Annotated in this window: 22 protein-coding genes and 1 tRNA gene; 15 read left to right on the forward strand and 8 right to left on the reverse strand. The window is 62.0% G+C overall.

What is annotated here, in order from left to right:
* Positions 1-10: 10 nt before the first annotated feature.
* A complete protein-coding gene (locus JL39_RS14395) occupies positions 11-1,642 on the reverse strand; it encodes an MFS transporter (protein ID WP_037151659.1) in 1,632 nt (543 codons plus the stop codon).
* Positions 1,643-1,883: 241 nt separating this feature from the next.
* Here JL39_RS14395 and rimP point away from each other — a divergent pair, with 241 nt between their 5' ends.
* The 9 genes from rimP (at position 1,884) to JL39_RS14440 (ending at position 12,532) form a co-directional block, all read left to right on the forward strand.
* A complete protein-coding gene (gene rimP, locus JL39_RS14400; protein WP_037151662.1) occupies positions 1,884-2,471 on the forward strand; it encodes a ribosome maturation factor RimP in 588 nt (195 codons plus the stop codon).
* Between the two features lie 65 nt (positions 2,472-2,536).
* Complete coding sequence (nusA, locus tag JL39_RS14405; protein WP_037151664.1) at positions 2,537-4,153, forward strand: transcription termination factor NusA; 1,617 nt, start codon at positions 2,537-2,539, stop codon at positions 4,151-4,153.
* Complete coding sequence (locus JL39_RS14410) at positions 4,153-4,842, forward strand: RNA-binding protein (RefSeq protein WP_037151881.1); 690 nt, start codon at positions 4,153-4,155, stop codon at positions 4,840-4,842. Before nusA ends, JL39_RS14410 begins: the two co-directional genes overlap by 1 nt.
* Positions 4,843-4,943: 101 nt before the next feature.
* Positions 4,944-7,703, forward strand: a complete 2,760-nt coding sequence (gene infB, locus JL39_RS14415; RefSeq protein WP_037151667.1) for a translation initiation factor IF-2 — start codon at positions 4,944-4,946, stop codon at positions 7,701-7,703.
* Between the two features lie 77 nt (positions 7,704-7,780).
* Positions 7,781-8,539, forward strand: coding sequence for a 2-dehydro-3-deoxy-D-gluconate 5-dehydrogenase KduD (gene kduD / locus JL39_RS14420; protein ID WP_037151668.1), 759 nt, complete (start codon positions 7,781-7,783; stop codon positions 8,537-8,539).
* Between the two features lie 252 nt (positions 8,540-8,791).
* The gene (gene exbB, locus JL39_RS14425; RefSeq protein WP_244446890.1) at positions 8,792-9,991 is read left to right on the forward strand and encodes a tonB-system energizer ExbB; all 1,200 of its coding nucleotides are present in this window, start codon (positions 8,792-8,794) and stop codon (positions 9,989-9,991) included.
* 6 nt (positions 9,992-9,997) lie between these two features.
* Positions 9,998-10,510 carry a TonB system transport protein ExbD gene (gene exbD, locus JL39_RS14430; RefSeq protein WP_037151671.1) on the forward strand — a complete coding sequence of 171 codons (513 nt, stop codon included), beginning with the start codon at positions 9,998-10,000 and terminating at the stop codon, positions 10,508-10,510.
* Entirely contained in the window at positions 10,507-11,490 is a 984-nt protein-coding gene (locus tag JL39_RS14435; protein ID WP_037151673.1) for a TonB family protein, read from the forward strand. The genes exbD and JL39_RS14435 overlap by 4 nt, the downstream gene beginning before the upstream one ends.
* A 52-nt stretch (positions 11,491-11,542) precedes the next feature.
* Positions 11,543-12,532, forward strand: a complete 990-nt coding sequence (locus JL39_RS14440; protein ID WP_037151675.1) for an Ldh family oxidoreductase — start codon at positions 11,543-11,545, stop codon at positions 12,530-12,532.
* Here JL39_RS14440 and JL39_RS14445 read toward each other — a convergent pair.
* The 4 genes from JL39_RS14445 to JL39_RS14460 all read right to left on the reverse strand — a co-directional run bounded on the left by JL39_RS14445 (position 12,529) and on the right by JL39_RS14460 (position 16,895).
* On the reverse strand, positions 12,529-13,887 hold the full coding sequence (locus JL39_RS14445) for an ABC transporter permease (RefSeq protein ID WP_037151676.1): 1,359 nt from the start codon (positions 13,885-13,887) through the stop codon (positions 12,529-12,531). The genes JL39_RS14440 and JL39_RS14445 overlap by 4 nt on opposite strands.
* Positions 13,884-14,573 (reverse strand): ABC transporter ATP-binding protein, encoded by a 690-nt coding sequence (locus JL39_RS14450; protein WP_037151677.1) that lies wholly within the window; start codon positions 14,571-14,573, stop codon positions 13,884-13,886. The genes JL39_RS14445 and JL39_RS14450 overlap by 4 nt, the downstream gene beginning before the upstream one ends.
* 2 nt (positions 14,574-14,575) lie before the next feature.
* Positions 14,576-15,040 (reverse strand): hypothetical protein, encoded by a 465-nt coding sequence (locus JL39_RS14455; protein WP_037151678.1) that lies wholly within the window; start codon positions 15,038-15,040, stop codon positions 14,576-14,578.
* Positions 15,041-15,155: 115 nt separating this feature from the next.
* A complete protein-coding gene (locus tag JL39_RS14460) occupies positions 15,156-16,895 on the reverse strand; it encodes an alkaline phosphatase (protein WP_037151680.1) in 1,740 nt (579 codons plus the stop codon).
* Positions 16,896-17,392: 497 nt separating this feature from the next.
* Between JL39_RS14460 and JL39_RS14465 the strand changes: the two genes are divergently transcribed.
* The 4 genes from JL39_RS14465 (at position 17,393) to JL39_RS14480 (ending at position 21,936) form a co-directional block, all read left to right on the forward strand.
* A complete protein-coding gene (locus JL39_RS14465; RefSeq protein WP_037151681.1) occupies positions 17,393-18,016 on the forward strand; it encodes a ribonuclease D in 624 nt (207 codons plus the stop codon).
* Complete coding sequence (locus tag JL39_RS14470; protein WP_052182870.1) at positions 18,016-18,915, forward strand: DUF817 domain-containing protein; 900 nt, start codon at positions 18,016-18,018, stop codon at positions 18,913-18,915. Before JL39_RS14465 ends, JL39_RS14470 begins: the two co-directional genes overlap by 1 nt.
* Positions 18,916-18,972: 57 nt before the next feature.
* Complete coding sequence (locus JL39_RS14475; RefSeq protein ID WP_037151683.1) at positions 18,973-20,031, forward strand: hypothetical protein; 1,059 nt, start codon at positions 18,973-18,975, stop codon at positions 20,029-20,031.
* Positions 20,032-20,247: 216 nt separating this feature from the next.
* Positions 20,248-21,936, forward strand: coding sequence for a hypothetical protein (locus JL39_RS14480; RefSeq protein ID WP_037151684.1), 1,689 nt, complete (start codon positions 20,248-20,250; stop codon positions 21,934-21,936).
* Between the two features lie 93 nt (positions 21,937-22,029).
* Here the strand turns inward: JL39_RS14480 and rpsA are convergent, their stop codons facing one another.
* The 3 genes from rpsA to JL39_RS14495 form a co-directional block, all read right to left on the reverse strand.
* A complete protein-coding gene (gene rpsA / locus JL39_RS14485) occupies positions 22,030-23,736 on the reverse strand; it encodes a 30S ribosomal protein S1 (RefSeq protein ID WP_037151685.1) in 1,707 nt (568 codons plus the stop codon).
* A gap of 164 nt (positions 23,737-23,900) precedes the next feature.
* Positions 23,901-24,530, reverse strand: coding sequence for a (d)CMP kinase (cmk, locus tag JL39_RS14490; protein ID WP_152601135.1), 630 nt, complete (start codon positions 24,528-24,530; stop codon positions 23,901-23,903).
* 22 nt (positions 24,531-24,552) lie between these two features.
* Complete coding sequence (locus JL39_RS14495; protein ID WP_037151688.1) at positions 24,553-25,194, reverse strand: FMN-binding negative transcriptional regulator; 642 nt, start codon at positions 25,192-25,194, stop codon at positions 24,553-24,555.
* Between the two features lie 204 nt (positions 25,195-25,398).
* Between JL39_RS14495 and JL39_RS14500 the strand changes: the two genes are divergently transcribed.
* Positions 25,399-25,785: a TIGR02300 family protein gene (locus JL39_RS14500; RefSeq protein ID WP_037151690.1), complete on the forward strand. Its 387-nt coding sequence runs from the start codon at positions 25,399-25,401 to the stop codon at positions 25,783-25,785.
* Positions 25,786-25,941: 156 nt separating this feature from the next.
* Positions 25,942-26,017 (forward strand) — tRNA-Ala (locus tag JL39_RS14505).
* Positions 26,018-26,065: the final 48 nt, after the last annotated feature.

Genomic DNA, 26,065 nt, shown 5'->3' on the forward strand with positions numbered 1-26,065 from the left:
CGCCCGTGCCTCAGTGATGCAGATCAGGTGGTGATTTGTGGAACACGTCATTTCGCGGCGGGATGGTCTGGCGTTCGATCATGCGGTGGGCGCGCGGGCCCTCCTCGCCGCGATGGAGACGGCGGATCGCATCCCATACCTCGGCATCCGCCTGGGTCCTGCGCTGGTTATGCCTGACGTAATCGGCCCAGGTCGCCGTGTGATACGTCTCGGTCCAGATCTCCGGATGTTCGAGATCCCGCATCAGCGCCCATTGCCGCGCGCCATCACGAATGCGAATGCGCCGCCGACGCGACATGAGGGTCAGGAATTCAGGCACGTCCTCGTCGGCGATGGTGTAGTCCACCAATGATACGATCGGCCCGCTGCGCATCTGCAGATCGAGCCTCAGCGATGGGGCGCTGAACCGGTTCACCGGATCGAGGTTGAGATCAACGAACTGCGGCAGGGCGAGACGAAGCCCGATCACCACCCCCACCAGCATGGCAAGGCTGGACAGTGTCAATGCGATCGAAACTCCTAATGTCTCCGACAGGACGCCCCATAGCCAGCTCCCCCCGGCAATACCTCCGAAGGCTGCGGTTTGATAAAACGAGAGCGCCCGTCCGACCACCCAGCGCGGCGTGGAAAGCTGTACGGTCGTATTGAAAAGCGAGAGCGCCAGGACCCAGCAAGCCCCCGGAACGAGAAGGGCAAACGTCGTGACCCAGGCGCTTGAGCTCAGGCCGATGACGGCGGCGCTCGCCGCGAAGCCGAGGAAAGACAGCCGGACGATCATTTCGCTCGACATCTTCTCGCGCAGGCGTGAATTGGCCATGGCGCCGGCGATCGCGCCGACCCCGAAAGCGCCGAGCATGATGCCGTAGGTGAGCGGGCCGCCGGAGACGAGGTCGCGTGCGACGATCGGCAAAAGCGCTAGGATGGCGCTTGCCGAGATGCCGAAGACCAAGGCGCGAAACAGAACGTTCAGGATGTTCGGCGACATAACCACGTAGCCGAAACCAGCCGAAAGCGCGCGTAAAAGCGTTTCCCGCGGCAGCACGTCGTCGCGCTTTTCAGGTTTCCACCGCAAAAGCGCATAGATCAGTGTGAAATAGCTGCAGGAGTTGACGGCAAATGCCGCAGCAGCCCCCCCTGCAGCGACGATCGCACCGCCGATCGCCGGGCCGAGGCTGCGGGTGATGTTGAAGCCGACGCTGTTGATCGTCACCGCCGCCGGAAGGACTTCGCGCGGTACCATATCGCCGACGGATGCCTGCCAGGAAGGATTGTTGAGCGCTACGCCACAGCCGAGCAGGAAAGTGAAGGCAAGCAGCAGCCAGGGGGTGAGCAGGTCGAGATAGGCGAAGACCGTGAGCGTTATCGAAACGACGAGCATGAAGACCTGCGCCGTCAACATCAGGCTGCGCCGGTTGAAATTGTCGGCGAGCGCGCCGGCGATCATCGAGAAGAGCATGATCGGCAAGGCGGTCGAGGCCTGGACCAGCGCAACCATGTCTTGCGATTCGGATATGGACGTCATCATCCAGGCGGCGCCGACGGCCTGGATGAGGCTGCCGAAATTGGATGCGAGGCTGGCGATCCAGATCGTCCTGAATGTTTGGTGCCGGAAGGGAGCGAGAGTCGATATCCGATCGGGCACTTTGCATCCTCGTTCTTTCGTGCGTCGTTACAAACGGTTATAGACCGAGCTTATGCAAATTCCAGCGGTTCGGACCAACGAAAGAGGCAACTCTTGCAATCCGGGGCCTGAGAGCGTATATGCAAGCCATATTCTTGATCGTCCGATGAAGAGTGGGCCCGGCCGGACCCGCTCTTTTTTGTTAGGCGATCGCTCCAACCTCGGCCGGAACGCTGGACGAGGGCAATGAACCGGAGAGCTTATGCCACAAACCGAAACCGAGCCGCGTCTCATCATCGAGACCGGGCTCGACCTCAGGATCGCCGAAATCATCGAGCCGGTGCTGACCGCCATGGATTACCGGCTGGTTCGCGTGCGTATGCTGAACCAGAACGGCCTGACGCTGCAGATCATGGCCGAGCGCAACGACGGAACCATGGATGTCGAGGGTTGCGAAGCCGTATCCACGGCCATTTCGCCCGTTCTGGATGTGGAAGATCCGATCGATAAGGCGTATCATCTCGAAGTATCCTCGCCGGGCATCGATCGCCCGATGGTCCGCAAGTCGGATTTCACCCGCTGGAAGGGCCATCTCGTCAAATGCGAAACGTCGATCATGATCGACAATCGCAAGCGGTTCCGCGGCAGGATCACGGAAACGGATGCGGAAGGTTTCACACTCGAGCGGGACCAGGTCGCCTATGGTGAGGAACCACGAGTGACAATCCCCTTTTCGGCGCTGGCCGAGGCAAAGCTCATTCTGACCGACGATCTGATCCGCGAAGCGCTGCGAGCCGACAAGCTCGCCAAGACGCAGGCCGCGAACCAGAACGACGAAGACGACGAATAACCGAACAAGACACAATGGCCCTTCAAGAAGAGGCCATAACAAGCGACCTACGGAGACCAACGACAATGGCAGTGAGTGCGAACCGGCTTGAACTTCTGCAGATCGCGGATGCAGTGGCGCGCGAAAAGGTCATCGACCGCGAAATCGTGCTGGCCGCGATGGCCGACGCCATCCAGAAGGCTGCCCGCTCCCGCTACGGTTCGGAAACCAATATCCGTGCCGACATCAATTCCAAGACCGGCGAAATCCGACTGCAGCGCCTCCTGGAAGTGGTGGACCACGCCGAGGACTATTCGACCCAGATTCCGCTGGCGCTTGCCCGCGACCGCAACCCCGACGCCAAGATCGGCGACTTCATCGCCGATCCGCTGCCGCCGATGGATTTCGGCCGCATCGCCGCGCAGTCTGCCAAACAGGTGATCGTACAGAAGGTCCGTGAAGCCGAGCGTGACCGTCAGTTCGACGAGTTCAAGGACCGTGTCGGCGAGATCGTCAACGGTACCGTCAAGCGCGTCGAATACGGCAACGTCATCGTCGACCTCGGACGTGGCGAAGGCATCATTCGCCGCGACGAGATGATCCCGCGCGAGAACATGCGCTACGGCGACCGTGTGCGTGCTTATGTCTACGACGTCCGCCGTGAGCAGCGCGGCCCGCAGATCTTCCTGTCGCGCACGCATCCGCAGTTCATGGTCAAGCTCTTCACCATGGAAGTGCCGGAAATCTACGACGGTATCATCCAGATCAAGTCGGTCGCTCGCGATCCGGGCTCGCGCGCCAAGATCGCCGTCATCTCGAACGATAGCTCGATCGATCCGGTCGGTGCCTGCGTCGGTATGCGCGGCTCCAGAGTCCAGGCCGTCGTCGGCGAACTGCAAGGCGAGAAGATCGACATCATTCCGTGGTCCGCAGATCCGGCGTCCTTCATCGTCAACGCGCTGCAGCCGGCCGAAGTCTCCAAGGTGGTTCTCGACGAAGATGCCGAGCGCATCGAAGTCGTGGTTCCGGACGAACAGCTCTCGCTTGCCATCGGCCGCCGCGGCCAGAACGTCCGTCTTGCCTCCCAGCTTACCGGTTGGGACATCGACATCATGACGGAACAGGAAGAGTCCGAACGTCGCCAGAAGGAATTCAACGAGCGCACCGCCCTCTTCATGGAAGCGCTCGACGTCGACGAGATGATCGGCCAGGTGCTGGCCTCGGAAGGCTTTGCGCAGGTCGAGGAACTGGCCTATGTCGATCTCGACGAAATCTCCTCGATCGAAGGTTTCGACGAGGACACGGCGACGGAAATCCAGACGCGCGCCCGCGACTATCTGGAGCGGATCGAAGCGGAAAACGATGCGAAGCGCAAGGAACTCGGTGTGTCCGACGAGCTTCGCCAGATCAACGGCATGACCGCGCAGATGATGGTCGCGCTCGGTGAGGACGGCATCAAGACGATCGAGGACTTTGCCGGCTGTGCGGCCGACGACCTCGTCGGCTGGACCGAACGCAAGGACGGCGAAACGAAGAAGTTCGAAGGCCTGTTCTCGAAGTTCGACGTTTCCCGCACCGAGGCCGAGAACATGATCGTGCAGGCTCGTCTGCTCGCCGGCTGGATCACCGAAGAGGATCTTGCCCAGCCGGAGTCGGAGCCGGAACCGGAGACCGAGGAGGCGGACGCCGCAGAACAGGAATGATGCCGCTACGGGAGACGCCGGACGCCGACGGCGATGGCGAGTGGGACGAGATCATCGTGAACGACCGGACCTGCATCGTCACACGCGAGACTGCACCGCCGGAAACCCTGATCCGCTTCGTGGCCTCTCCAGACGGGCGCGTCGTGCCCGACCTGAAGCGGCAGCTTCCCGGCCGCGGTTGCTGGATCAAGGCGGAACGGACACTTGTCGACCGGGCGGTGAATAAAAAGCTCTTCGCCCGGGCGCTGAAGACCGAGGCGAAGGCCGATGCCGATCTCGGTGCACTCGTCGACCGGCTGCTCGCGGCCGATCTGGTGGGGATGATGAACTTGGCCCGCAAAGCCGGTCAGTTCATCTCGGGCGCCACGAAAGTGGATGCCGCCGTGCGTTCGGGCGCGGCAATCGCCGTTTTCCATGCCGCCGATGCGGCACCGGACGGCGTCAGAAAAATAGACCAGGCCCGCAAGGCCTGGAAGCTCGGCTCCGATGCCGAGGAGGACATTCCGTCCTTTTCGTTCTTTACCGGAGCGGAATTGGACGAAGTGATGGGCCAGAATGCTTTTATCCATGCTTGCGCGCTTGCAGGGCAGGCGGGTGAGGGTGTAGTGAAGCGCGCAACCATGCTCGAAAAGTACCGCGATGTCGGTCAATCCGGAGCAAATGGCGGCGCTGGCCGGCGAGAACAATGACGCGGTCACCGGCGAAGGCCGGCCGCCATTTTGGAATGTACGGATTAAACGACAGGTTCTGATGGCTTCCATCCGTTCCTGTCCGAAGGAACAGGAACGGAATGACCGATAATAAAGACGACAAGACACTCGGCGTAAAGAAGACCCTCACCCTGAAGCCATCGGGGATGAGCCAGGGTACCGTGCGCCAGGACATGGGTCGCGGTCGCACGAAGGCGGTCGTCGTCGAGACGGTGAAGCGGCGGCCAACCCGGCCGATGGACGAAAAGCCAGCCTTTACTGCGCCCGCCCCCGCCCAGCAGCGTCCGGCCGAGACCGCGCAGCCGGTGCAGCAACGCCCTCAGGCGGCCGCGCCGCAACCCCGGATCCACCAGCCGGCGCCACAGAGCCAGCGCCCGCTTCCGCAGCAGGGCCAGCGCCCGTCCGGCGGTCCGTCCGGTCAGCCGCAGCGCCAGCAGCCCCAACGCCCACAGGTCCTGCACGATCTCTCCGCCGGAGAGATGGAGGCACGCCGTCGCGCACTGATGGAAGCCCAGGCCCGCGAGGTCGAAGAAGCCAAGCGTCGCGCCGAGGAAGAAGCACTCCGCAAGGTGGAGGAAGAACGCCGCAAGGCGGAAGAAGCGGAAGAAGCCGCCCGTCGTGCGGAAGAAGCCAAGCTGCAGCCGCCGGCCGCCGAAGAACCCGCTCCGGCCGGAGTTCCTGCTTCGGCGCCTGCGGCTGCCGAGAGGCCGGCCGAACGTGCTGCCGCTCCGGCTGCCCGGCCCCAGGAAGCCCGCCCGCAGGCCCCGCGTCCCGCAGGTGCTCCGGCGCCCGCGGGCGTTCAGCCGGCCGCCGGTCGTGGTCGCCGTGCCAATGAGGAGGAGGAGGAGGATCGCGGTCCGCCGCGGGGCGTCCCCAATCGTGGCCGCGTGGCGGCTCCGGCACCTGCCAAGGTTCCGGCACGACCGAAGACAGAGGAAGAGCGCCGCCGCGGCAAGCTCACCATCACCACGGTGAGCGGTGAAGACGACGAGGGCAGCTCGCGCGGCCGTTCGCTCGCCGCCATCCGCCGCCGGCAGGAGAAATTCCGCCGCAGCCAGATGCAGGAGCCGCGTGAAAAGGTCGTCCGCGAGGTCATTCTTCCGGAGACCATCACCATTCAGGAACTGTCGCAGCGCATGTCCGAGCGCGCCGTCGACGTCATCAAGTTCCTGATGAAGGAAGGCCAGATGATGAAGCCGGGCGACGTCATCGACGCCGACCTTGCCGAACTCATCGCCGGCGAATTCGGCCATACCGTGAAGCGCGTCTCCGAATCGGACGTCGAAGAAGGCATCTTCGACGTTGCCGACAACGAAGGCGAACTGGTGTCGCGTCCGCCGGTCGTTACCATCATGGGCCATGTCGATCACGGCAAGACCTCGCTGCTCGACGCGATCCGCCATGCCAACGTCGTCGCCGGCGAAGCAGGCGGCATCACCCAGCATATCGGCGCCTACCAGGTGGAGCAGAACGGCCAGAAGATCACCTTCATCGATACGCCCGGCCACGCCGCCTTCACGGCGATGCGCGCCCGTGGTGCCCAGGCGACGGACATCGCCATCCTGGTGGTCGCGGCTGACGACAGCGTGATGCCGCAGACGATCGAATCGATCAACCACGCCAAGGCGGCAGGTGTTCCAATCATCGTTGCGATCAACAAGATCGACAAGCCGAGCGCCAATGCGCAGAAGGTCCGCACGGAACTGCTGCAGCACGAAGTCTTCGTGGAAAGCATGGGCGGCGAGACCCTGGATGTCGAGGTTTCGGCCAAGAACGGAACCAATCTCGACAAGCTGCTCGAAGCGATCCTGCTGCAGGCGGAAATTCTCGACCTCAAGGCCAATCCGAACCGGACGGCCGAAGGCACGGTGATCGAAGCCCAGCTCGACCGTGGTCGTGGCTCGGTCGCAACCATGCTGGTGCAGAAGGGGACCCTGAGGCCTGGCCAGATCATCGTGGCCGGCGATCAGTGGGGCCGCGTGCGCGCGCTCGTCGACGACAAGGGCGAGCATGTCAAGGAAGCGGGGCCCGCCACGCCGGTCGAAGTGCTCGGTCTTTCCGGCACGCCCCAGGCAGGCGACAAGTTCGCCGTTGTCGAGAACGAAGGCCGCGCCCGCGAGATCTCCGAATACCGCCAGCGGCTCGCCCGCGACAAGGCGGCGGCTCGTCAGTCGGGTTCACGCGGTTCGCTGGAACAGATGATGACCCAGCTCCAGACTTCCGGCGTGAAGGAGTTTCCGCTGGTCATCAAGGGCGACGTGCAGGGCTCGATCGAAGCGATTGCCGGTGCGCTCGAAAAGCTCGGCACCGACGAAGTTCGCGCCCGCATCGTCCATTCGGGCGCAGGCGGCATCACCGAGTCGGATATCTCGCTTGCCGAGGCCTCCGATGCGGCGATCATCGGCTTCAACGTGCGTGCCAATGCCCAGGCACGCGCCTTCGCCGAGCGTCAAGGTATCGAGATCCGCTACTACAACATCATCTACGACCTCGTGGATGACGTGAAGGCGGCAATGTCGGGCCTGCTCTCGCCGGAACGGCGCGAGACCTTCCTCGGCAATGCCGAAATCCTGGAGGTGTTCAACATCACCAAGGTCGGCAAGGTTGCGGGTTGCCGCGTCACGGAAGGCAAGGTCGAGCGTGGTGCGGGCGTCCGCCTCATCCGCGACAACGTCGTCATCCACGAAGGCAAGCTCAAGACGCTCAAGCGCTTCAAGGACGAAGTCTCGGAAGTGCCGGTCGGCCAGGAATGCGGCATGGCCTTCGAGAACTACGAAGACATCCGCGCCGGCGACATCATCGAGTGCTTCCGCGTCGAACACGTCACGCGCACGCTTTAAGCACTGGCTCGATAATGCTACGAACCGCCGGGGAGAAATTCCCGGCGTTTTTTTATCTTGGTGGAGGAAGACAGGATATGGCTATTTCATTCGACCTGACCGGCAAGACGGCAATTGTCACCGGCGCCAATACAGGTCTTGGCCAGGCGATCGCAGTGGCGCTGGCCGGAGCCGGAGCGGATGTAACCTTGGTCGGCCGATCCTCCATGGCCGAGACGGAAGCGGCGATCAGCGCCGCAGGCGGGCGGGCCAAATCGATCCAGGCGGACCTTGCCACGATCGAGCCGGTCGACCGGGTAATCAGGGAAACGCTCGACTGGACGGGCCGAGCCGATATCCTCGTCAACAATGCCGGTATCATCCGCCGCGCCGATGCGATCGATTTCACCGAAGCCGACTGGGACGCGGTCATGGACGTGAACCTGAAGACGGTCTTCTTCCTCTCCCAGGCCTTCGCGCGTCATCTGATTGCAGAGGGCAAGGGCGGTAAGATCATCAACATCGCCTCTCTCCTGTCCTTCCAGGGCGGCATCCGCATCCCCTCCTACACGGCTTCCAAGAGCGGGCTTGCCGGCCTCACCCGGCTGCTTGCCTGCGAATGGGCGAGCAAGGGCATCAATGTGAACGCCATCGCCCCCGGTTACTTCTCGACCAACAATACCGAAGCGCTGCGGAACGATCCGGACCGTAACGCGGCGATCCTCGGTCGCATTCCGGCCGGCCATTGGGGCCAGCCCGAGGAGCTCGGAGGCGCTGCCGTCTTCCTCGCCGCACCGGCTTCGGATTATATCCACGGCATCGTTCTGCCGGTCGACGGCGGCTGGCTGGCACGATAATCCCGTCTGTTTTATGGCATACCGAGAACGATCCCCGTGCCGGCGGCATAACTGCCGCCGTGTAAGGTGAATTTGATCGGCATTCTCAAGATTTATTAGTTGCCATTCCCACTCATGTTTATTATCGGGTAGCAGCAACATCGCGAATGCATCGGCTGTGGCCGACAGCGTTCCGATGTCTTCGTTTCCGTCAATGCCGATCCGCGCCCATGCGCGGTCTGCCTTGCTGAATAGTCCGGAGTATCGCCTGTTATGTCCGTTATCCTGAAGCCCGCTTTTTCCATGCGCCAGCCGATCAGGAGCCGGCTCCCGATGACGCTCACGATACTGGCTGCCACGCTGCTGGCCGTCCCGACGGCGATGGCTCAAGCGCCCGCCCCGGATGCCACGATGCAGCCGGCAACGCCGCCGCGGGCAACGGCGCCGACGCAATCGGCTGCCCCGCAAGCAACCGAGCCCGCTCAATCCGTCGCTCCGGCTCCTTCTGCCCCGTCCGTCGCTACGACCGAAACGCAGACTGCACCTGCACCATCCGGCACAGCACCGAACGAAGTTCGACAGGCAACGACACCCTTGCAGCCAGAAACCTCAGCGCCTGCTTCTTCGACCGTGCAGCGCGACACAGACAACGGTGCGCAGCCGACGGCCGACGAACAGGAAGAACAGCCGGTTGCGCGAGAGCCCGTCGATGTGTTCACACAGTTCCTCGAACCGGAACGCCGCTCCGACCTGCCGCATGATCTTTCACCGTGGGGCATGTTCATGGCGGCCGACTGGGTGGTCAAGGGCGTGATGCTGGGACTTGCCTTCGCCTCGCTCGTCACCTGGACCGTCTGGCTTGCCAAGACGCTTGAGCTTGCCGGCGCCCGCGCCCGCGCAGGCCGGACTTTGAAGACCATCCGCACATCCCGCACACTTTCGGAAGCGGTCAATGCAGCCGGCAGCCGCGGCGGGCCTGCCGCACTGATGCTACGCGCCGCCGCCGAGGAGATGCAGCTATCCGAAGCCGCGCTCGACCATGCTCACGGCGACGGCATCAAGGAGCGCGTCGGCTCGGTTCTTTCCCGCATCGAGGCCTATGCCGGCCGGCGTATGTCGCGCGGCACCGGCGTGCTTGCGACGATCGGCTCCACGGCACCCTTCGTCGGCCTGTTCGGCACGGTCTGGGGCATCATGAATTCCTTCATCGGCATCTCCCAGTCCAACACGACCAATCTGGCCGTCGTCGCACCGGGCATTGCGGAAGCCTTGCTCGCGACCGCAATCGGCCTTGTCGCCGCCATTCCCGCCGTCGTCATCTACAACGTCTTCGCCCGCTCCATCACCGGTTACCGGCAGCTTCTGGCGGACGCGGCCGCCGGCGTCGAGCGGCTGGTCAGCCGCGACCTCGATTTCCGCAAGATCCCGCCGGGAGCCCGCAAGACGCCGGTCTCGCTGGTGGCAGGAGGCTGATCGACCATGGCCGGCGGCATTCGCGAACATCATGGCGACGACCTTTCGGAGAACCACGAAATCAACGTGACGCCGTTCATCGACGTCATGCTGGTGCTCTTGATCATCTTCATGGTGGCCGCGCCGCTTGCGACCGTCGACGTCAATGTCGACCTCCCTGCCTCGACCGCCAAGCCGGCCGAACGGCCGGACGAGCCCCTCTACCTGACCGTGAAGGAGGATCTGAGCCTCAACATCGGCAATGATGCCGTGGCCCGCGACCAGCTGGCGGCAGCGCTCGGTGCTGTGACAGAGGGCGACAAGGATACGCGGATCTTCCTGCGTGCCGACAAGGCCGTCGACTACGGGCAGTTCATGGAAGTCATGAACCTCCTGCGGGACGCCGGTTATTTGAAGATCGCGCTGGTGGGGCTCGAAACCGTCCCGGTACAGCCCACACCATCTGCCGGTGCTACCGAAGCGCCATCTCCGCAGCCGCAGGCTCCACCGGCCACGCCCTCCCCGGGAGCTGCACCATGAGCCTCGTCGTCTCGCAGGCAGGCCCGAGCGGGCGCGCCGGCGAACTGGCGCTGTGGAGCGTTGCCGGGCTGCTGATGCTTTCGGTGCATATCGGCGCTGCAGCGCTTCTCATGCAGGAAACGCCGGATGCGCCGGCCGACAATTCGCCGCCGGCCGCGATCATGATCGAGCTTGCTCCGGAACCCGAGGCCGTCAATACCGAAGAGGACCAGATTTCCCCCGACCAGCAGGATCAGGAGGAGGTCAAGAGCGAGCAGACGGAGCCGGCCGAGGAACCGCAACCCGAACCCGCACCAGAGCCGACGCCGGAACCGGTCGAGCCGCCGCAGCAGCAGATCGCGGAGCCGGTGGAGCCAACGCCGGCCGAACCCGTGATCGAAGAACCGCCTCGGGAAATGCCGGAGCCGGAACCCCAGATCACCCAGACCATTCCAGAGCCGCCACCGGAGCCTGTCGAAGAGATCGACCCGATCGAGGAGCAGATGACGGCTGCGCTGGAAAATGTCGAGGTGCCGTTGCCGATGATGCGGCCTGAGCCGCCAAAACCGGATGAAGCGAAGAAACCCGAGCCCAGGAAGGAACAGGCCAAGAGGACCCAGAAGCCGAAGCAGCAACAACAGCAGGCTCGCCAGGATATGGCCGAGGCGAAAGTTCAGGCCAGGCAATCGGACCGCACCGCCGCCAGCCAGAACTCGGCAGGCTTCTTCTCGCAATCGATTTCGCCGGCCAAGTGGAAATCCCGTGTGCAGGCGAAGCTCGCCAGAACAGCGCGCAGATGCCCGGGCGATGGCACAGGGACGGCGGCAGTACGCTTCAGCTTCGATGGCCGCGGCAACGTCACCAGCGTCTCGCTCTCTCGCTCCTCCGGCGATTCCGCGATCGACAGCTATATCATCTCGGCCGTGCGGCGCGCCTCCCCGATCCCCGCGCCGCCTTCGGGTGTGGCAAGTTATCTCGATCAGGCACTAACCTGCCTGTGATTATCGGGCTATATGCAGGATAACCATCCGTAACCAGCCTGGATATCCTTTCATGCACATGACCCTCGAAGAAACCGAAGCGCTCGTGAAGAGCGTTTTCGAAGCCAATGGCGTCCTCACCGAGACCGCCCGTTCCGTCGCACGCGCGCTCGTGCATGCGGAGGCCGCCGGGCAATACGGTCATGGGCTCAGGCGCATTCCGGCCTATATAGGCCAGGCGCGCAGCGGCAAGGTGGACGGAAAGGCAAGGCCGGTCGCCACGCGACCCCGGCCGGCGGTGCTTTCTGTCGACGCTGCGCTCGGTTACGCCTATCCGGCCTTTGACCTTGCCGTCGCGGAATTGCCCGCAATCGCCCGCAAGCAGGGCGTCGCGCTTGGCCTCGTCCATCGCTCGCACCATGCCGGCGTCATGGCGCTGACAGTCGAGAGGTTTGCCGAACTGGATCTCGTGGCGCTGATGTTCGCCAATGCGCCGGCCTCCATGGCCGCTTGGGGCGGGAGGAAACGCCTGTTCGGCACCAACCCGATTGCGTTTGCCGCGCCGGTAGCAGGCGAGGACCCGCTGGTCATCGATCTGGCGCTCTCCACCGTGGCGGCCGGCAAGATCATGGCCGCCAAGCAGAAGGGCGTGGACATTCCGGAAGGCTGGGCCTTCGACCGGGAGGGCAGGCCGACGACCGACCCTAACGAAGCGTTGAAGGGCCTCATGGCGCCTTCCGGCGGAGCCAAAGGCGCGGCGCTGGCGCTGATGGTGGAAATACTTGCGGCGGGCCTGACGGGATCGAATTTCTCCTACGAGGCCAGTTCGTTCATGGAGGAGAAAGGCACGCCGCCTTCCGTCGGGCAAATGCTGATCGTTATCGATCCTTCTGCCGGGACCGGATCGGCCGCCGAACGGATCGCCGAACTGGCGCGAGAGATGACAGCCGAAGAGGGTGTTCGCCTGCCCGGCCGGCGCGGCCAGACCTCCCGCCGAACGGCGATCGAACAGGGCCTCGATATCGAGGACGAGCTGATCGCATCGATCAGGGCGTTGGCTTAAGCACGAAGGGCTGTTGCCGGCGACTGGCGATAGGCCAGGATTGCCGGTACGGCCGACAGCACGGCCGAGACGCCGAGGAGGACAAGCGCGAGCTGCAGATCCTCATAGGTGAATTCGACCGGCAACACGATGCCGCTCTCGGCCGTGAAGAGACCGGCAATCACCTCGGCGGCGACCAGACCTGCCAGGAAACCCAGGCCGATGCCGAGCGCGACCAGGGAAAAGAGTTCCAGCCAGACGATCGCGAAGACCGAAAGCCGTGGCGCTCCGAACGCCCGGAGCGCACCGATCTGGCGTCGCCGCTGGCCGATATGCGTGACGGTGACGAGAACCAGCGCCGCCGCCACGAGGCCCTGCGAACCCGCTGCCACGGCGCTCAAGACCAGTTTGGCATCGCCGAGCGTGGCATAGAGGCCGGTCAGCACTTCGCCTGGAAAAACGGCCAGCGTATTGCCACTGCGATATTCCTGCCGCAGCTTGTAGGCGTCCGCAATCGTCTTCGGCTTCACCAGCACCGCAGGGAGGCCTGGAGTGTCGGCGGAAAAATCTTCAACGATCGGGGCATCCCCGTCGAGGGCATGGTCGTCGTGGTCCTCATCATGCTCTTCGGCGGCTGCCACCTCGTTCTCGTGATCGTGTTCCTGCGCGGCTTCCAGAGGGCTATGGCCGTGCTCATCGGTGGCTGCGGCAGCGGGCGTCACTTCAGGCGCGTCGCCTTCGTGATGTTCTTCCTCTTCGTGTCCATGCTCGTGACCGAGTCCATGGACATGCCAGACGGCCTGGATCGGCACCAGAATGGCGCGGTCCCACGGCGTGCCCGTTGGCCGCAGTTTACCCGCGACATGATAGACGACGCCCGCATGGGTCTCTCCGCCCGTCGCAGCCGTGCCGTGCATCGGCTTGATTTCTGCACCGACCGGCAGCTTGACGGCCGCACCCAGCACGGCTTCGCCTTCCTGCTCGAACATGCGGCCTTCCGCAAAACCGGAGACGGTGCTGGAAATCAAGGCGCGCGTCGTGCCAACCAGCGGATAGCCGGCGAAGGAGTCCCCGAAGCCCACGGGCGCTGCCCAGGCGACCCGCGAATCCTTCGAGAGCTTCGCCAGGACTTCGCCCGGCATCAGCGGCAAGGGAGCGGGCTGGAGGAAAACGGAGGACAGGACAAGCTGGGTTTCGCTCCCCGCCGCGCCGATGACGAGGTCGAACTTGTCCGCCGCCCGGGCACTGCCCAGACGCAAAGCCCGCTCTTGCAGCGTGACGGTGACGCCCAGCGCCGTCGCAAGCGCCACGAGGAGTATCACGACGGCGGCACCGGCCCAGAGACGGCGCAGATCGGACAGGATGAAGCGAATCATGCCGCCACCTCTTCACGCATGCTATCGGCGACGATACGTCCGGCACGGAGGGTGAGGCGACGATCCAGCCGATCGGTCAGGCGTTGGTCGTGTGAAACTACGATCAGCGTACTCTTCGTCTCCGCTGCCATGTCGAGCAGCAGCCGGCCGACGGTCTCGCCCGCCTCCGCATCCAGACTTGCAGTCGGTTCATCGGCAACGATCACGCCCGGCTTGCGCAGAAGCGCGCGGGCGATCGCCACGCGCTGCATCTCGCCGCGCGACATCGTCTCGATCTTCTGATCCGGCCGGGAAAGGCCAACGGTCTTCAACAATTCATGGGCCCGGGTGACCATCGCCGCATCGGCGACGCGCGCAAGCCGCGCCGGCAGAAGCACGTTCTCAACGGCGGAAAGGCCCGGGAACAAGTGGAAATCCTGCATGACGAGGCCGACATGCTCAGCCCGCCAGCGATCGCGCGATGTTTCCGAGAGCCGAGCGATATCTCGCCCGTTCCAGACGACCTTGCCGGTCGTAACCCGTTCCAAACCGGTAACGACATTGATGAATGTGCTCTTGCCGGAACCGGAGCCGCCGGTCACGGCAACTCGATCTCCGGGAGAGAATGCCAGGGAATCTATCCGAAGGACAGGGCCATCCAGCCCGGGAAACGACTTGATCAGGCCATCAATATGCAACGAAAGCATGTTCAGACCGCCTGGTATGCGGCGTCGCGGATTCTCAGGCGACTGACGAACCCGGTATCGGGATCGGTCCATGAGCCGACCTCAAGCGTGCCGCGCACCTCGATCGTCTCGTTCGGCTGTGTGAAGGTCTGTTTGCGGTTGAGGTAGACGACGACGATATTGTCGGGCCAATCGGAATCGGACGAACAAAAGGGGCAGATGGACATGGGCACTTCGGTCAGCACGAAAAATTGCGCTTCTGCTTTCAGCGGTGGCGCCATGAAGCCGCGCATCGCAACCGGCTTTCCGGCAAGCTCCTTTACCTTTTCGGAGAATTCGAGCCCCAGAACGCTGATCTTGCCGTAGAGCTCATCAAAGGTCAGGTCATCGGAAGCTTCGCCCCTGCCCCCCATCATCAACAATGGCAGACCGGCCACGAAACCCAGTGTCCGACGGCGGCTCAATTGCGCCCCAAACGACTTTTTCATGCCGCTCTCCCTCAATCCAGATCACGTTACTTATCTTCTTCTTTCCGACCGGCAAAGCAAGCGGCCAAAGGAAGCGGCAGGCGGCACGCCAAATGGGCATGCCGCCATTGCCATTCTAGTTCGTCTGCTTCACGCCGAGCGCGAAGGCGTCGGCGAGGACCTTGTAGACGTCGCTCTGCTCCATGTAGCCCTTGAAGTTCTCCGAAGCGGGACCGGTTGCCTGCAGCACCACGTCATCGACCGTATGGGCGCCCGAGCTCGCATCCTTCGGCAAGTTGCCCTGGACGAAGACTGCGCCGGGAACATCCTTGTACGCCTCGTTCGCGACGTATTCCTTCTTGTCGTTCTGAACAGCCGGGCTGAACGGACCGTCGAGCTTCGGGCGGAAGGTCTCGTAATGGTCCGGATAGTTGCTGACGAACATGGCAAGACGCTTCGTCACGTCGACGCTGTCCGGATAACCGTCCTTGTTGGCATCGACATAGTTCGGGAAGCCGCGCACGCCGACCTTCTCGCGCATTTCGGTTCCTTCAGCATCATCGTCGATCATGCCCACAATGGTGATGCCATGCGTATGGTCGCCGGTCACGACGAGCAAGGTATCCGGGTTCCTGGCGACGAAATCCTTGGCCACACCGACCGCCTGATCGAATTCGATCGTGTCAACGACCGCACGTTCATTGTCGAGGGGATGCGTCATCTTGTCGATGTTGGCGGCCTCGACCATCAGGAAGAAGCCTTCCGGGTTCTTCGAGAGCTGATCGATCGCCGTCTTCGTCATTTCGACGAGGCCCGGCTGATTGGGGAACTTGCCGACGGTGCCCTTCTTGAGGATTTCCCGGTCGAGGGCCACATCCATGTTGCCGGTATGGAAGAGGCCGAGGATCTTGTCCGCGTTCGTGGCGGCGGCCAGTTCGTTCTTGTCGGTCGCAAGCTTGTAGCCTGCATCCTGGAACATCTTGATATAGTCCTTGTCGTCCTTGCGCTTGGAGCCATTCGTCGCCTGCGGAAGGAAATAAGCGGATCCGCCGCCAAGAATAACGTCCGGCTTCACGTCGAGCATCATGCCGACGATCTCTGCCTTGTCGTCGCGGCGACGGGTATGTGACACGATGGCTGCCGGCGTTGCATCTTCGATTTCCGAGGTAGCAACGATGCCGATCGACTTCTTCGTCTGGCGGCGCAGCGCCTCGCCGATGGTCTCGACGCGGGGATCGTCCAGGGTATCCGCGGTGCGATCGGCGTAGACGCCGAGCGAATTGATGGCACCCTTGTGCCCGGTCATGTAGGCCGACATGGTATTGGCGCTGTCGGTGGTGATCGAGTCGGCTGCCGAGGTGCCGATGAAGGCCATGCGATCGAGATCGTCCATATTGAGGCGGCCGTTGGCCTTGCCTTCGGTCATCCCCTTGGACATGAGGCGAGCGGCAGTCCGGTGCGCCACGGAAAGACCGTCGCCAAGCATGAAGATGATGTTCTTCGCCTTCGGGGTCGTACCGGTGTTATAGACGTTCCAGGTAACGCTCTTCGTTTCGGAGCCTGCGGAAACCTCAACCTTGTAGTCGCCTGCATTGGCAATCGTCAGACCGCGCAGGATGACGGCAGAGCCGGCAACCTTGTCCTTCACCTTCTCTTCGGCGACGAACTGGACATCCTTGCCGAGAACGGCCTTGTAGTCCTGGCCATTGACGGTGATCTTGACGTCCTCCGGCTTCACGACGCTGCTGAACTCAACCTTGAAGTCGAAAGGGGAGCCGGCGAGGATCGTCGCACGATCCAGCGGATAGACGGTAGCGGCCTGGGCAGCACCGGCGAGTGCGGTCGAAACGACCAGGGCAGCAAAAAGCTTGCGCATAGTAAACCTCACGAAAAGTTCAAAAGGGAAGGCGAGGATTGCTATATCGGCGGCCCGTGACACGCACGTGACGTTATCGCCATATCGTTCGGCAGACCCGGACGAGTCCGTCCGACGCAACAACGTGTCGATCAAAGGGTATCGGAGGAGAAGGCTAAAAATAGAAAAGCCTGGCGCGGGAGGAGGATGCGCCAGGCTTTAAACTTGATCGACAACTGGGAGGAGGAGGTGTTGTCGATCCGTATCAAGCGACACTGGGAGGAGGAGTGCGTCGCTCGATGCCCATTGATATAGGATAATCGATTAAGCGTGCCAATCCATTCTGTTGCAATGCAGCAATGCATTGAGCGCAAAGCTGAGCATTTGCTCAGGCTTGAACTTCTCGCTCGGCAGCAGGCTTTTCGGCGGTCCGGGCCTCCCCCTCCCGAAGATGACGGTATCCTTGGCGAAAAACGTGGTCTATAGCGGATGGCCGAACATAGGCGACGGAGACGGACATGGCAGAGATTCGATATCATGAAGGCGATATTCCGGCGGCTGATGCAGCCCGCTACACGGGTGCTATCGCCATCGATACGGAAACACTCGGCCTCGTTCCGCGCCGCGACCGGCTCTGTGTCGTGCAGCTTTCGCCGGGCGATGGCTCCGCCGACGTGATCCGCATCGCTGCAGGCCAAAGAGAAGCGCCGAACCTTGTCGCCATGCTTGCCGATCCATCCCGGCAGAAGATCTTCCACTACGGCCGTTTCGATATCGCCGTTCTGTTTCAAACATTCGGGGTGACCACGACACCCGCCTTCTGCACCAAGATCGCCTCGCGCCTGACACGTACCTATACCGACCGGCACGGCCTCAAGGACAACCTCAAGGAACTGCTCGATATCGACGTATCGAAAGCGCAGCAGCAGTCCGATTGGGCTGCAGAGGTACTCTCGCCGGCGCAGCTCGAATATGCCGCTTCCGACGTGCTATACCTGCACGCACTGCGCGATAAACTGAACGAGCGGCTCGTGCGCGACAACCGCCTCGAGTTTGCCCAGGCCTGTTTCGACTTCCTACCGACCCGGGCAAAACTTGACCTGCTCGGTTGGGAAGAGACGGACATCTTCGCCCACAGCTGATGGAACGGCGTTTCCCAGAACGTCCTCAGGCGCATGAGACGGGGCCTTATCTCGAACCGCTGCGCCTTCTCGTTCGCGGTGCGCTGGCGCCACTTCCCTGGTGGCTTTCCGAGTTCATCCTTTTCGGGCTGAAACAGGCCTGGGCCTGCCTGTTCGCGGCGATCATGCTCACCCTGCTGCTCGTCACCAAGTTCGTCTGGCAGCCGGACTGGGCGCTTTACCGCTACGATTTCCTGTTCATCGCTGCACTGGCAATCCAATTCCTGTTTCTGCGCTTCAGGATGGAAAGCTGGGACGAGGCCAAGGTGATCCTAGTCTATCACGTCACCGGCACCGTCATGGAAATCTTCAAGGTGCATATGGGATCATGGGCCTATCCGGAACCCGCGATCATTCAGATCGCCGGCGTGCCGCTGTTTTCCGGCTTCATGTATGCCTCCGTCGGTTCCTTCATGGCCCGCACGATCCGCATCTTCGACATGCGTTTCACCCGCTATCCGCCGATGTGGCTCACCGGATTGCTGGCGATCGCGATCTACGTCCATTTCTTCAGTCATCACTACCTGCCGGATCTGCGTTATCTTCTGTTCGCAGCAACTGTCGTCGTCTTCCGGCGCGTCGACATCCATTTCACGATAGACCGGACGACACTGCGTATGCCGCTGGTCGTGGCAGCGTTCCTCTCATCCGCCTTCCTGTGGGTTGCGGAGAACATCGGCACGCTGACCGGGACCTGGATCTATCCGACGCAGAAGACCTGGCATGTGGTTTCATTCGGCAAGCTCGGATCCTGGTACCTGCTTCTTTACGTCAGTTTTGTGCTGGTCACGCTGGTCCTCAAGCCGCGGCCTCCAACTCTCGTTGGGACAAGTCCTAATCAGCCGGCAATAATTCGTTAACCTTCGAAACCTATCGTCGCCTCCGGCATATCTCTCAATGAGACCGGATAATCGGGCATGTTGCTTCCAACACAGCAGACCTACGGACTTGCGGCAACCAACGTGATGCAATCGATGCTCGACAGCATCGAGGAACAGCGCAAGGAAGAGGAAGCCGAACGGTCCGGCAAGGAACGCGATCCGGTCACGGAGGCGCGGGTCAGCGCCAGCGAGGAGGCCAAGCGCGCCAGGGAGAAGATTACCTCCGCGCTGTTCGGCACCAACCGCACAGATCCCAACGAATTGAAGATCGATCTCATCGACCGCCTGGCCAAGAAGCTCGGCCTCGATACCGACGAGGCCCGCTCGAACTATCGGCTGGGCGAAGCGCTTGAAGATCTGCTCAAGCCGATGGATCTGAGCCAGATCAGCAAGTTGGAGGAGGATCTCGGGCTCAAGGATATCGGCATCTCCATCAAGACGCTGCTGGCGGCAATCCAGAATCCCTACGGCGACGACAACCAGCGCCTGATGGACGCCTTCACCAAAAAGGCCAATGGCGGCAAGCTCGGGGCGGAAGTCGACCGCGTGGTCCAGCGGCTTGAGGACGTTGCCGATCCGAAGACCCTGGAAGAATTGAAGCTCGGCCCGCAGGGTTACGATCCCACTCGCGTCGAGGACGAGGAAACCCGCGCCGAGCGCCTGGAAGACATCGAGGCCGCGGAAGCCGGCAAGAAGCTCGAAGACGTCCAGAAGGTCCAAGACGTCATCGAGAAGACGAACAAAAATGATGGAGCGGACGTGGGCGGCGACGGCAAAACCGACGCTGCTTCCGTCGACACGCAGACGCTGCTGAGCGTGTTTGCCGCTGCAGCCGAGCAGGTCGCTCTTTCCGATTCGTCCGAGCCGGGCGGCGACACTCCGGCCGTCGACGAGGCAACTTCTGCGGAAGATCAGAACCAGACCAGCAAGATCCTCGTTGCCGGCGAGGCGCCCGCGAGCGAATTCACCGCCGATGCCGTGGAAACGCTGCTCGAAGGCCAGGCAGTCGAGGCAACCACGGTTGGCGGAATCCTGCCGGTCCGCGTGGACGAGATCGGCATTTATGAATTGTTGAAAAAGAAACTGGCCGCGTGATCCCGCAATAATCCGGACTGTCCGCTTACTGTGCCGTCCAAGATCATTCTTCGCCCGCATGTTAGCGAGACGTTAACCTTTTTGCCGGAGATTGATTGCCAGCTATCGGCATTGGGAACGCCATGAGGCGTTACGGTCGCAACGCCGTTCCGTTGCGAAAACACACAATCGCGTGGCCGAACTGTCCTGTCGTCACAATCAGACATGGAGCGGACAATGCTGCCTCCGGTTCGTGCCACGTTAAGTTCATTCATCGAATACCAGAACCCATCGCAGCAGCTGGCCCTGCGCCAGCGCATCAATGTCGCCAACAATTCCGCAAATGCCGAGACCATCGCGTCCTCGTCCCTGTCAGGCGGCAGGCTGGACATTCTCTCGCTTTCGGCCCAGATCCAGCTCGCGCAGGGTGCCTCGATCTTCGCGGAGACCATCGGCAAACTGATCAGAGTTCCTCGCCGTGAGGGGGAAGCCCTGCTCGATTATGCCAGGCGTCTTTCGGAAGCGGTCAAAGCGATGAATCCGGCTGAACGTGCTGTGCTCGAGCGCATGCTCAATCAGCTCGTCAAGGGTGTTTCGCTGCGGTTGCTGGCCGAAATTCTCACCAATCCCACAGGGCCGGATGCGGCCCGGCTCGCCTTGCGGATGGAAACCGCTCAATTGCTCGATCGCGATCTCGCCGCCAAAGCGGTCGTCAGTTCCTATCGCCAGAATGCCGGGACTGAGCAGGTACTCAACCCGCCGTCGCGACCTGCCAATACCATCCCGGTCCCGCCCGATCAGACTGTCGGAACGAACTTTTCGTCCGGGGCAGAGTCGGTCGCGGCTTCGGCGCCGCCGTCAGATGACGCCAGCAGCGTTCCAGCCGGTCAACGCGACAATATCGGTACGAAGGCCACCGGTAGCGGCGAGGCGTCAGCACAGCAGGCCGCCGCGGCTTCCATTGAGGCGGACGAGATACTTTCCGCTCCCGAATCGAGCATGCTCTCGACAGATACGGAAATCACGACCTCCGCATTGCCCGAGGAAAGCGTGCCGCACGCGGAAAACAATGCTGAAGGCGAGGTCGCCAAAGCAGCTACGGTCGAGCAGGAGGCCGCGGCGGAAGTTGCAGAAGGCGACCGCCCCGATCTCTCTGCGGGCCTGGCGGAGGAGACGCCGGAAACTCCGCCCACGGCACGGCGTCCCGGGAACGGCGAAGGGAACAACGCACGCCCTGCTTCGATTGAAGGACGCACCTCGTCTGCTATCTATGACGGCCCGGCACTTGCCCGTCTTTCGCAGCGAAACCTTGAACAGACGCATCTTTCAGTCATATCGAACAAGGCGACGCCTGCAGCCATGACCGAGTGGCTTGCCGAGGTCTTCGCGGAAGGCAACAGCGAACTCCTGGAACCGCTGCCACCCGCAGCGAGGCCTTTGCCGGAGCATCAGGAACTGGAGGAACGGGCCGACGGCCAATCCCCTGCAAGACCTGATCCGCTCACCAAAGAAGCCGCAGCCGATCGTTTGCCGAGGCCTGCCGCGCCCCGCCTCTCGGAACCGGACGTTCCGGCTCCGGCGACCCGTCCGGCCCTCCCCCAGGCGAACACAAGCGGCCAGCCCGCCAGTGCGTCGCAGTTCCCGGAACAATTCGCCCTCCCCCTGCCAATACCGCTGCGTGAGGGCATTCCCCTGCCCTTTGTCCCCTATCCGCCCGAAGAGCGGGAAAAGGACCCGGAAGAACGCAAGACGCGGGAAATATCGAAAACCGACGAGGATGGTGAAGAGCAGCATTCGCCCGAGGACCAGGCGTTTCACGAGAACAAGTCGACCGAGGATCAGGACGAGGAAACAGGCGAGGACACGACCGACGAGGATGCCGGCCGGGCCAACGATCTTTACTGGCGTATGGCCGGATGGACCTGATCCTCGGGTCTCAACCCGAGGACGACAGCTGGAAGGGCATGAAAAAACCGCCGGACCTTCGATCCGGCGGTTTCAATTTCTGCAAGACGTCGATTACTCGGCGTTGTTGCGGTTCTTCAGAGCCGCGCCGAGAATGTCGCCGAGCGAAGCGCCCGAGTCGGACGAACCGAACTGAGCGACGGCTTCCTTCTCTTCAGCGATTTCCAGAGCCTTGATCGACAGCATGACCTTGCGATCCTTCTTGGAGAAGTTGGTCACGCGGGCATCGACGACCTGACCGACCGAGAAACGCTCCGGACGCTGTTCGTCACGGTCGCGGGAAAGATCGGCGCGACGGATGAACGACGTGATGTCCTCGTGGTTGACGAGCTTCACTTCGATGCCGCCATCGTTGACGGCGATGACTTCGCAGGAAACGACGGCATTCTTGCGCAGGTCGCCGGAAGCGGCTGCTTCGCCGACCGAGTCACGGCCGAGTTGCTTGATGCCGAGCGAGATGCGTTCCTTCTCGACGTCCACATCGAGAACGACGGCCTTGACGACGTCGCCCTTGTTGTATTCCTCGATGACCTGCTCGCCCGGGCGGTTCCAGTCGAGGTCGGAGAGGTGAACCATGCCGTCGACGTCGCCTTCGAGGCCGATGAACAGGCCGAACTCGGTCTTGTTCTTGACTTCGCCTTCGACTTCGGTGCCGGCCGGGTGGCTGTAGGCAAATGCCTGCCACGGGTTCTCGAGGGTCTGCTTGAGACCGAGGGAGATGCGGCGCTTGGACGGATCGACTTCGAGAACGACTACGTCAACGTCCTGCGTGGTGGACAGGATCTTGCCGGGGTGAACGTTCTTCTTGGTCCAGGACATTTCCGAGATGTGGATCAGGCCTTCGATGCCCGGTTCCAGTTCGACGAATGCACCGTAGTCGGTGATGTTCGTGACGGTACCGGAAATCTTCTTGCCGACCGGATACTTGGCGGCAATGCCATCCCACGGGTCCGACTCGAGCTGCTTCATGCCGAGCGAGATACGATGGGTTTCCTGGTTGATGCGGATGATCTGAACCTTGACCTGCTGGCCAATGGACAGGATTTCCGACGGATGGTTGACGCGACGCCACGCCATGTCGGTAACGTGCAGCAGGCCGTCGATGCCGCCGAGGTCGACGAACGCACCGTAATCGGTGATGTTCTTGACGACGCCTTCGACCACCTGGCCCTCTTCGAGGTTCTGAACGATCTCAGAACGCTGCTCGGCGCGGGACTCTTCGAGAACCGTGCGGCGCGAAACCACGATGTTGCCGCGACGCTTGTCCATCTTGAGGATTTCGAAGGGCTGCGGGTTGTGCATGAGCGGAGTGACGTCGCGGATCGGACGGATGTCGACCTGCGAACGCGGCAGGAAGGCAACGGCGCCGTCGAGATCGACGGTGAAGCCACCCTTGACCTGGTTGAAGATGACGCCTTCAACGCGCTCGCCGGCCTCGAACTTGGCTTCGAGCTTGACCCAGCTTTCTTCGCGGCGCGCCTTCTCGCGCGAGAGAACCGCTTCGCCGAGTGCATTTTCGATGCGCTCGACATAAACTTCGACTTCGTCGCCGACCTTCAGCGATCCGTCCTTGCCCTTGGCGCCGAATTCCTTCAGCGCGATGCGACCTTCGACCTTGAGGCCGACGTCAACAACCGCGACGTCCTTTTCGATCGCCGTCACAATGCCCTTGGCGACATAGCCTTCAGCAAGGTCGGTCTTGGAAAAGGACTCTTCGAGGAGGGCTGCGAAGTCCTCCCGCGTGGGGTTAGATACTGCCATGAAATCTCCTAGAGTGCCTCTAAACAGGCACGTATGCGCCGGTGGTTCGTGTTACACATGCCTGAGCATCAGGTCCGCCTCCTCTGTAGAGGCCAATCCGGCGCGGGGACCGAGCGTCAAGCGGGTTCTCAAAGACGAAGCCGGACGCAAACCGGCTCACATCGTCAAGTCATCTTCAAGGCGGCGTCGATGACAACCTTCGCTGCCTGAAACGCGGCCTCTATACTCATTTCCGACGTATCAAGCAAGTACGCATCCTCGGCAGGCTTCAGAGGGCTATCGGCGCGGCCCATATCCCGTTCGTCACGCTTCTTCACGTCGGCGAAAATCGCCGCATAATCCGCCATGCCGCCCTTGGCGAGAATCTCGTCATAACGACGTCTCGCCCTCACTTCCGGCGAAGCGGTCACGTAAAGCTTCACCTGCGCATTCGGGCAGACGACCGTTCCGATATCCCGGCCATCCAGCACCGTTCCCGGCTCTCTTTGCGAGAAATCACGCTGCGCCTCGACCAATGCCCGGCGGACGGAAGGCATGACGGCAATTTTCGAGGCCGCCTCGCCGATCTCATGGCTGGACAATATATCGCGATCAAGCCCCGCCAGTTCAACGCCTTTTGCCACTTTCTCGGCGACCTTTTCATCATCGAGCGGCAGACCGGCATCGATCAACGCCTTTGCGGTGGCACGGTAGGTGAGGCCGGTGTCGAGATGGTGAAAGCCGTATTCTTCTGCGAGGCGGCGGGAAAGCGTGCCCTTGCCGGAGGCGGCGGGTCCGTCGATAGCGATGATCATTCCAGACGTCAATTTCCCAAACTCAAGCTTCGCGCGCTGCGCCATAATGGCGGACGAGTTCCGCCATATCGTCCTGTCCGGGCATTTCATCAAGCCCCGCCGCAACACCTTTGCGATCGGCGACCGGGCGGTTCTGGCTTACCTTCCACTTGCCTTCGATCTCGGCGATCTCAATCTCCACGCCGACGATGCCCTTCAGCTGCGCGCGAATGAAATCTTCCGGCGCATCGCCTATCGACCAAGGCAAGGCGCGCTTGCCCTCATGCTGGTTGGTCATGGCATTGATCTGGGCAAGCAGCCAATCGGCATCCTCCATAACCCGGGCGGGCCCTCTTGCCTGGACGATCGCGTAATTCCACGTCGGCACGACTTTGCCGGTCTCGCGCTTGGTCTGGTACCATGAGGGCGTAACATAGGAATCCGCACCTTGGAAAACAGCGAGAACCGGCGCTCCGTCTCGGATATCCTTCCACTGGCCGTTCGCGCGGGCAAGATGCAGCCTCAGCGTTCCCTTTGCCGAGGCATCGGCATCCAGATGGAATGGCACCGGATTGGCAATGAGGCCGGAATTGCCGGAGGTAATCAAAAGGCCGAGCGAATGCGCGCGGATCAATGCATGCTGGGTGCCCAGGTCTTCTTCTCGAAAATGCGGCGGTTGATACATGGGCGGCTTCCTTCCATCCTGACGGGGTGACTATCATAAAGCTGCCGGACGGTCACCGGGGACGCGTTGATGCAATCCATGAAAGTTTGTCTTTGACATCACGGGGTACAAGCCTTATGGGGACCGGCTTAGTTTTTCACCCAATAGAGCCGCTTTCCAAGCGGCGCGCCGATCTACTCGGCCATCCCTCATGAGGCTCTGACTGTGGCAAAAGCGGAACTCGGAACCAAACGCACCGATCCGGATACCGGCAAGAAGTTCTATGACCTGAACCGCGACCCGGTGGTCTCCCCCTATACCGGCAAGTCCTGGCCGCTCTCCTTCTTCGAAGAAAACAGCGTAGCTGTGAAGATGGAACAGGCCGAGGAAGAGGACGTCCAGGAAGTCGATACCGAAAATCCGGAAGTCGAACTCGTTTCGCTCGAAGAAGGCGACGAGGCCGCCGGCGGCGATGACCTGCCGGATATCGGCGACGACGATGTCGATCTCGGCGATGACGACGACGATACCTTCCTTCAAACCGATGAAGACGATGAAGACGACGATATGTCGGGCATTATCGGCGTCACCGGCGACGACGACGAAGTCTGATCGGATTCCACACCAAGGCCCGGCAATTCAATAAAAGTTGCCGGGCCGACAAATTTCGGCTTGCACTCTCCGAAAACCGGAAGTAATAAGCCGCCACTCCGCGAGGCGCAGCGCCTAGGAGTTTCCCAGGACCGGAAAATGCCGGACCACCCTGATGGGGCTATAGCTCAGCTGGGAGAGCGCTTGCATGGCATGCAAGAGGTCAGCGGTTCGATCCCGCTTAGCTCCACCAAATCTTTCCTCTCAATAAATTCCTTTCAGCGGGAATTGAAGCGCGTGC

This window comes from Rhizobium sp. YS-1r (genome assembly GCF_000757525.1).
Classification (GTDB): domain Bacteria; phylum Pseudomonadota; class Alphaproteobacteria; order Rhizobiales; family Rhizobiaceae; genus Neorhizobium; species Neorhizobium petrolearium.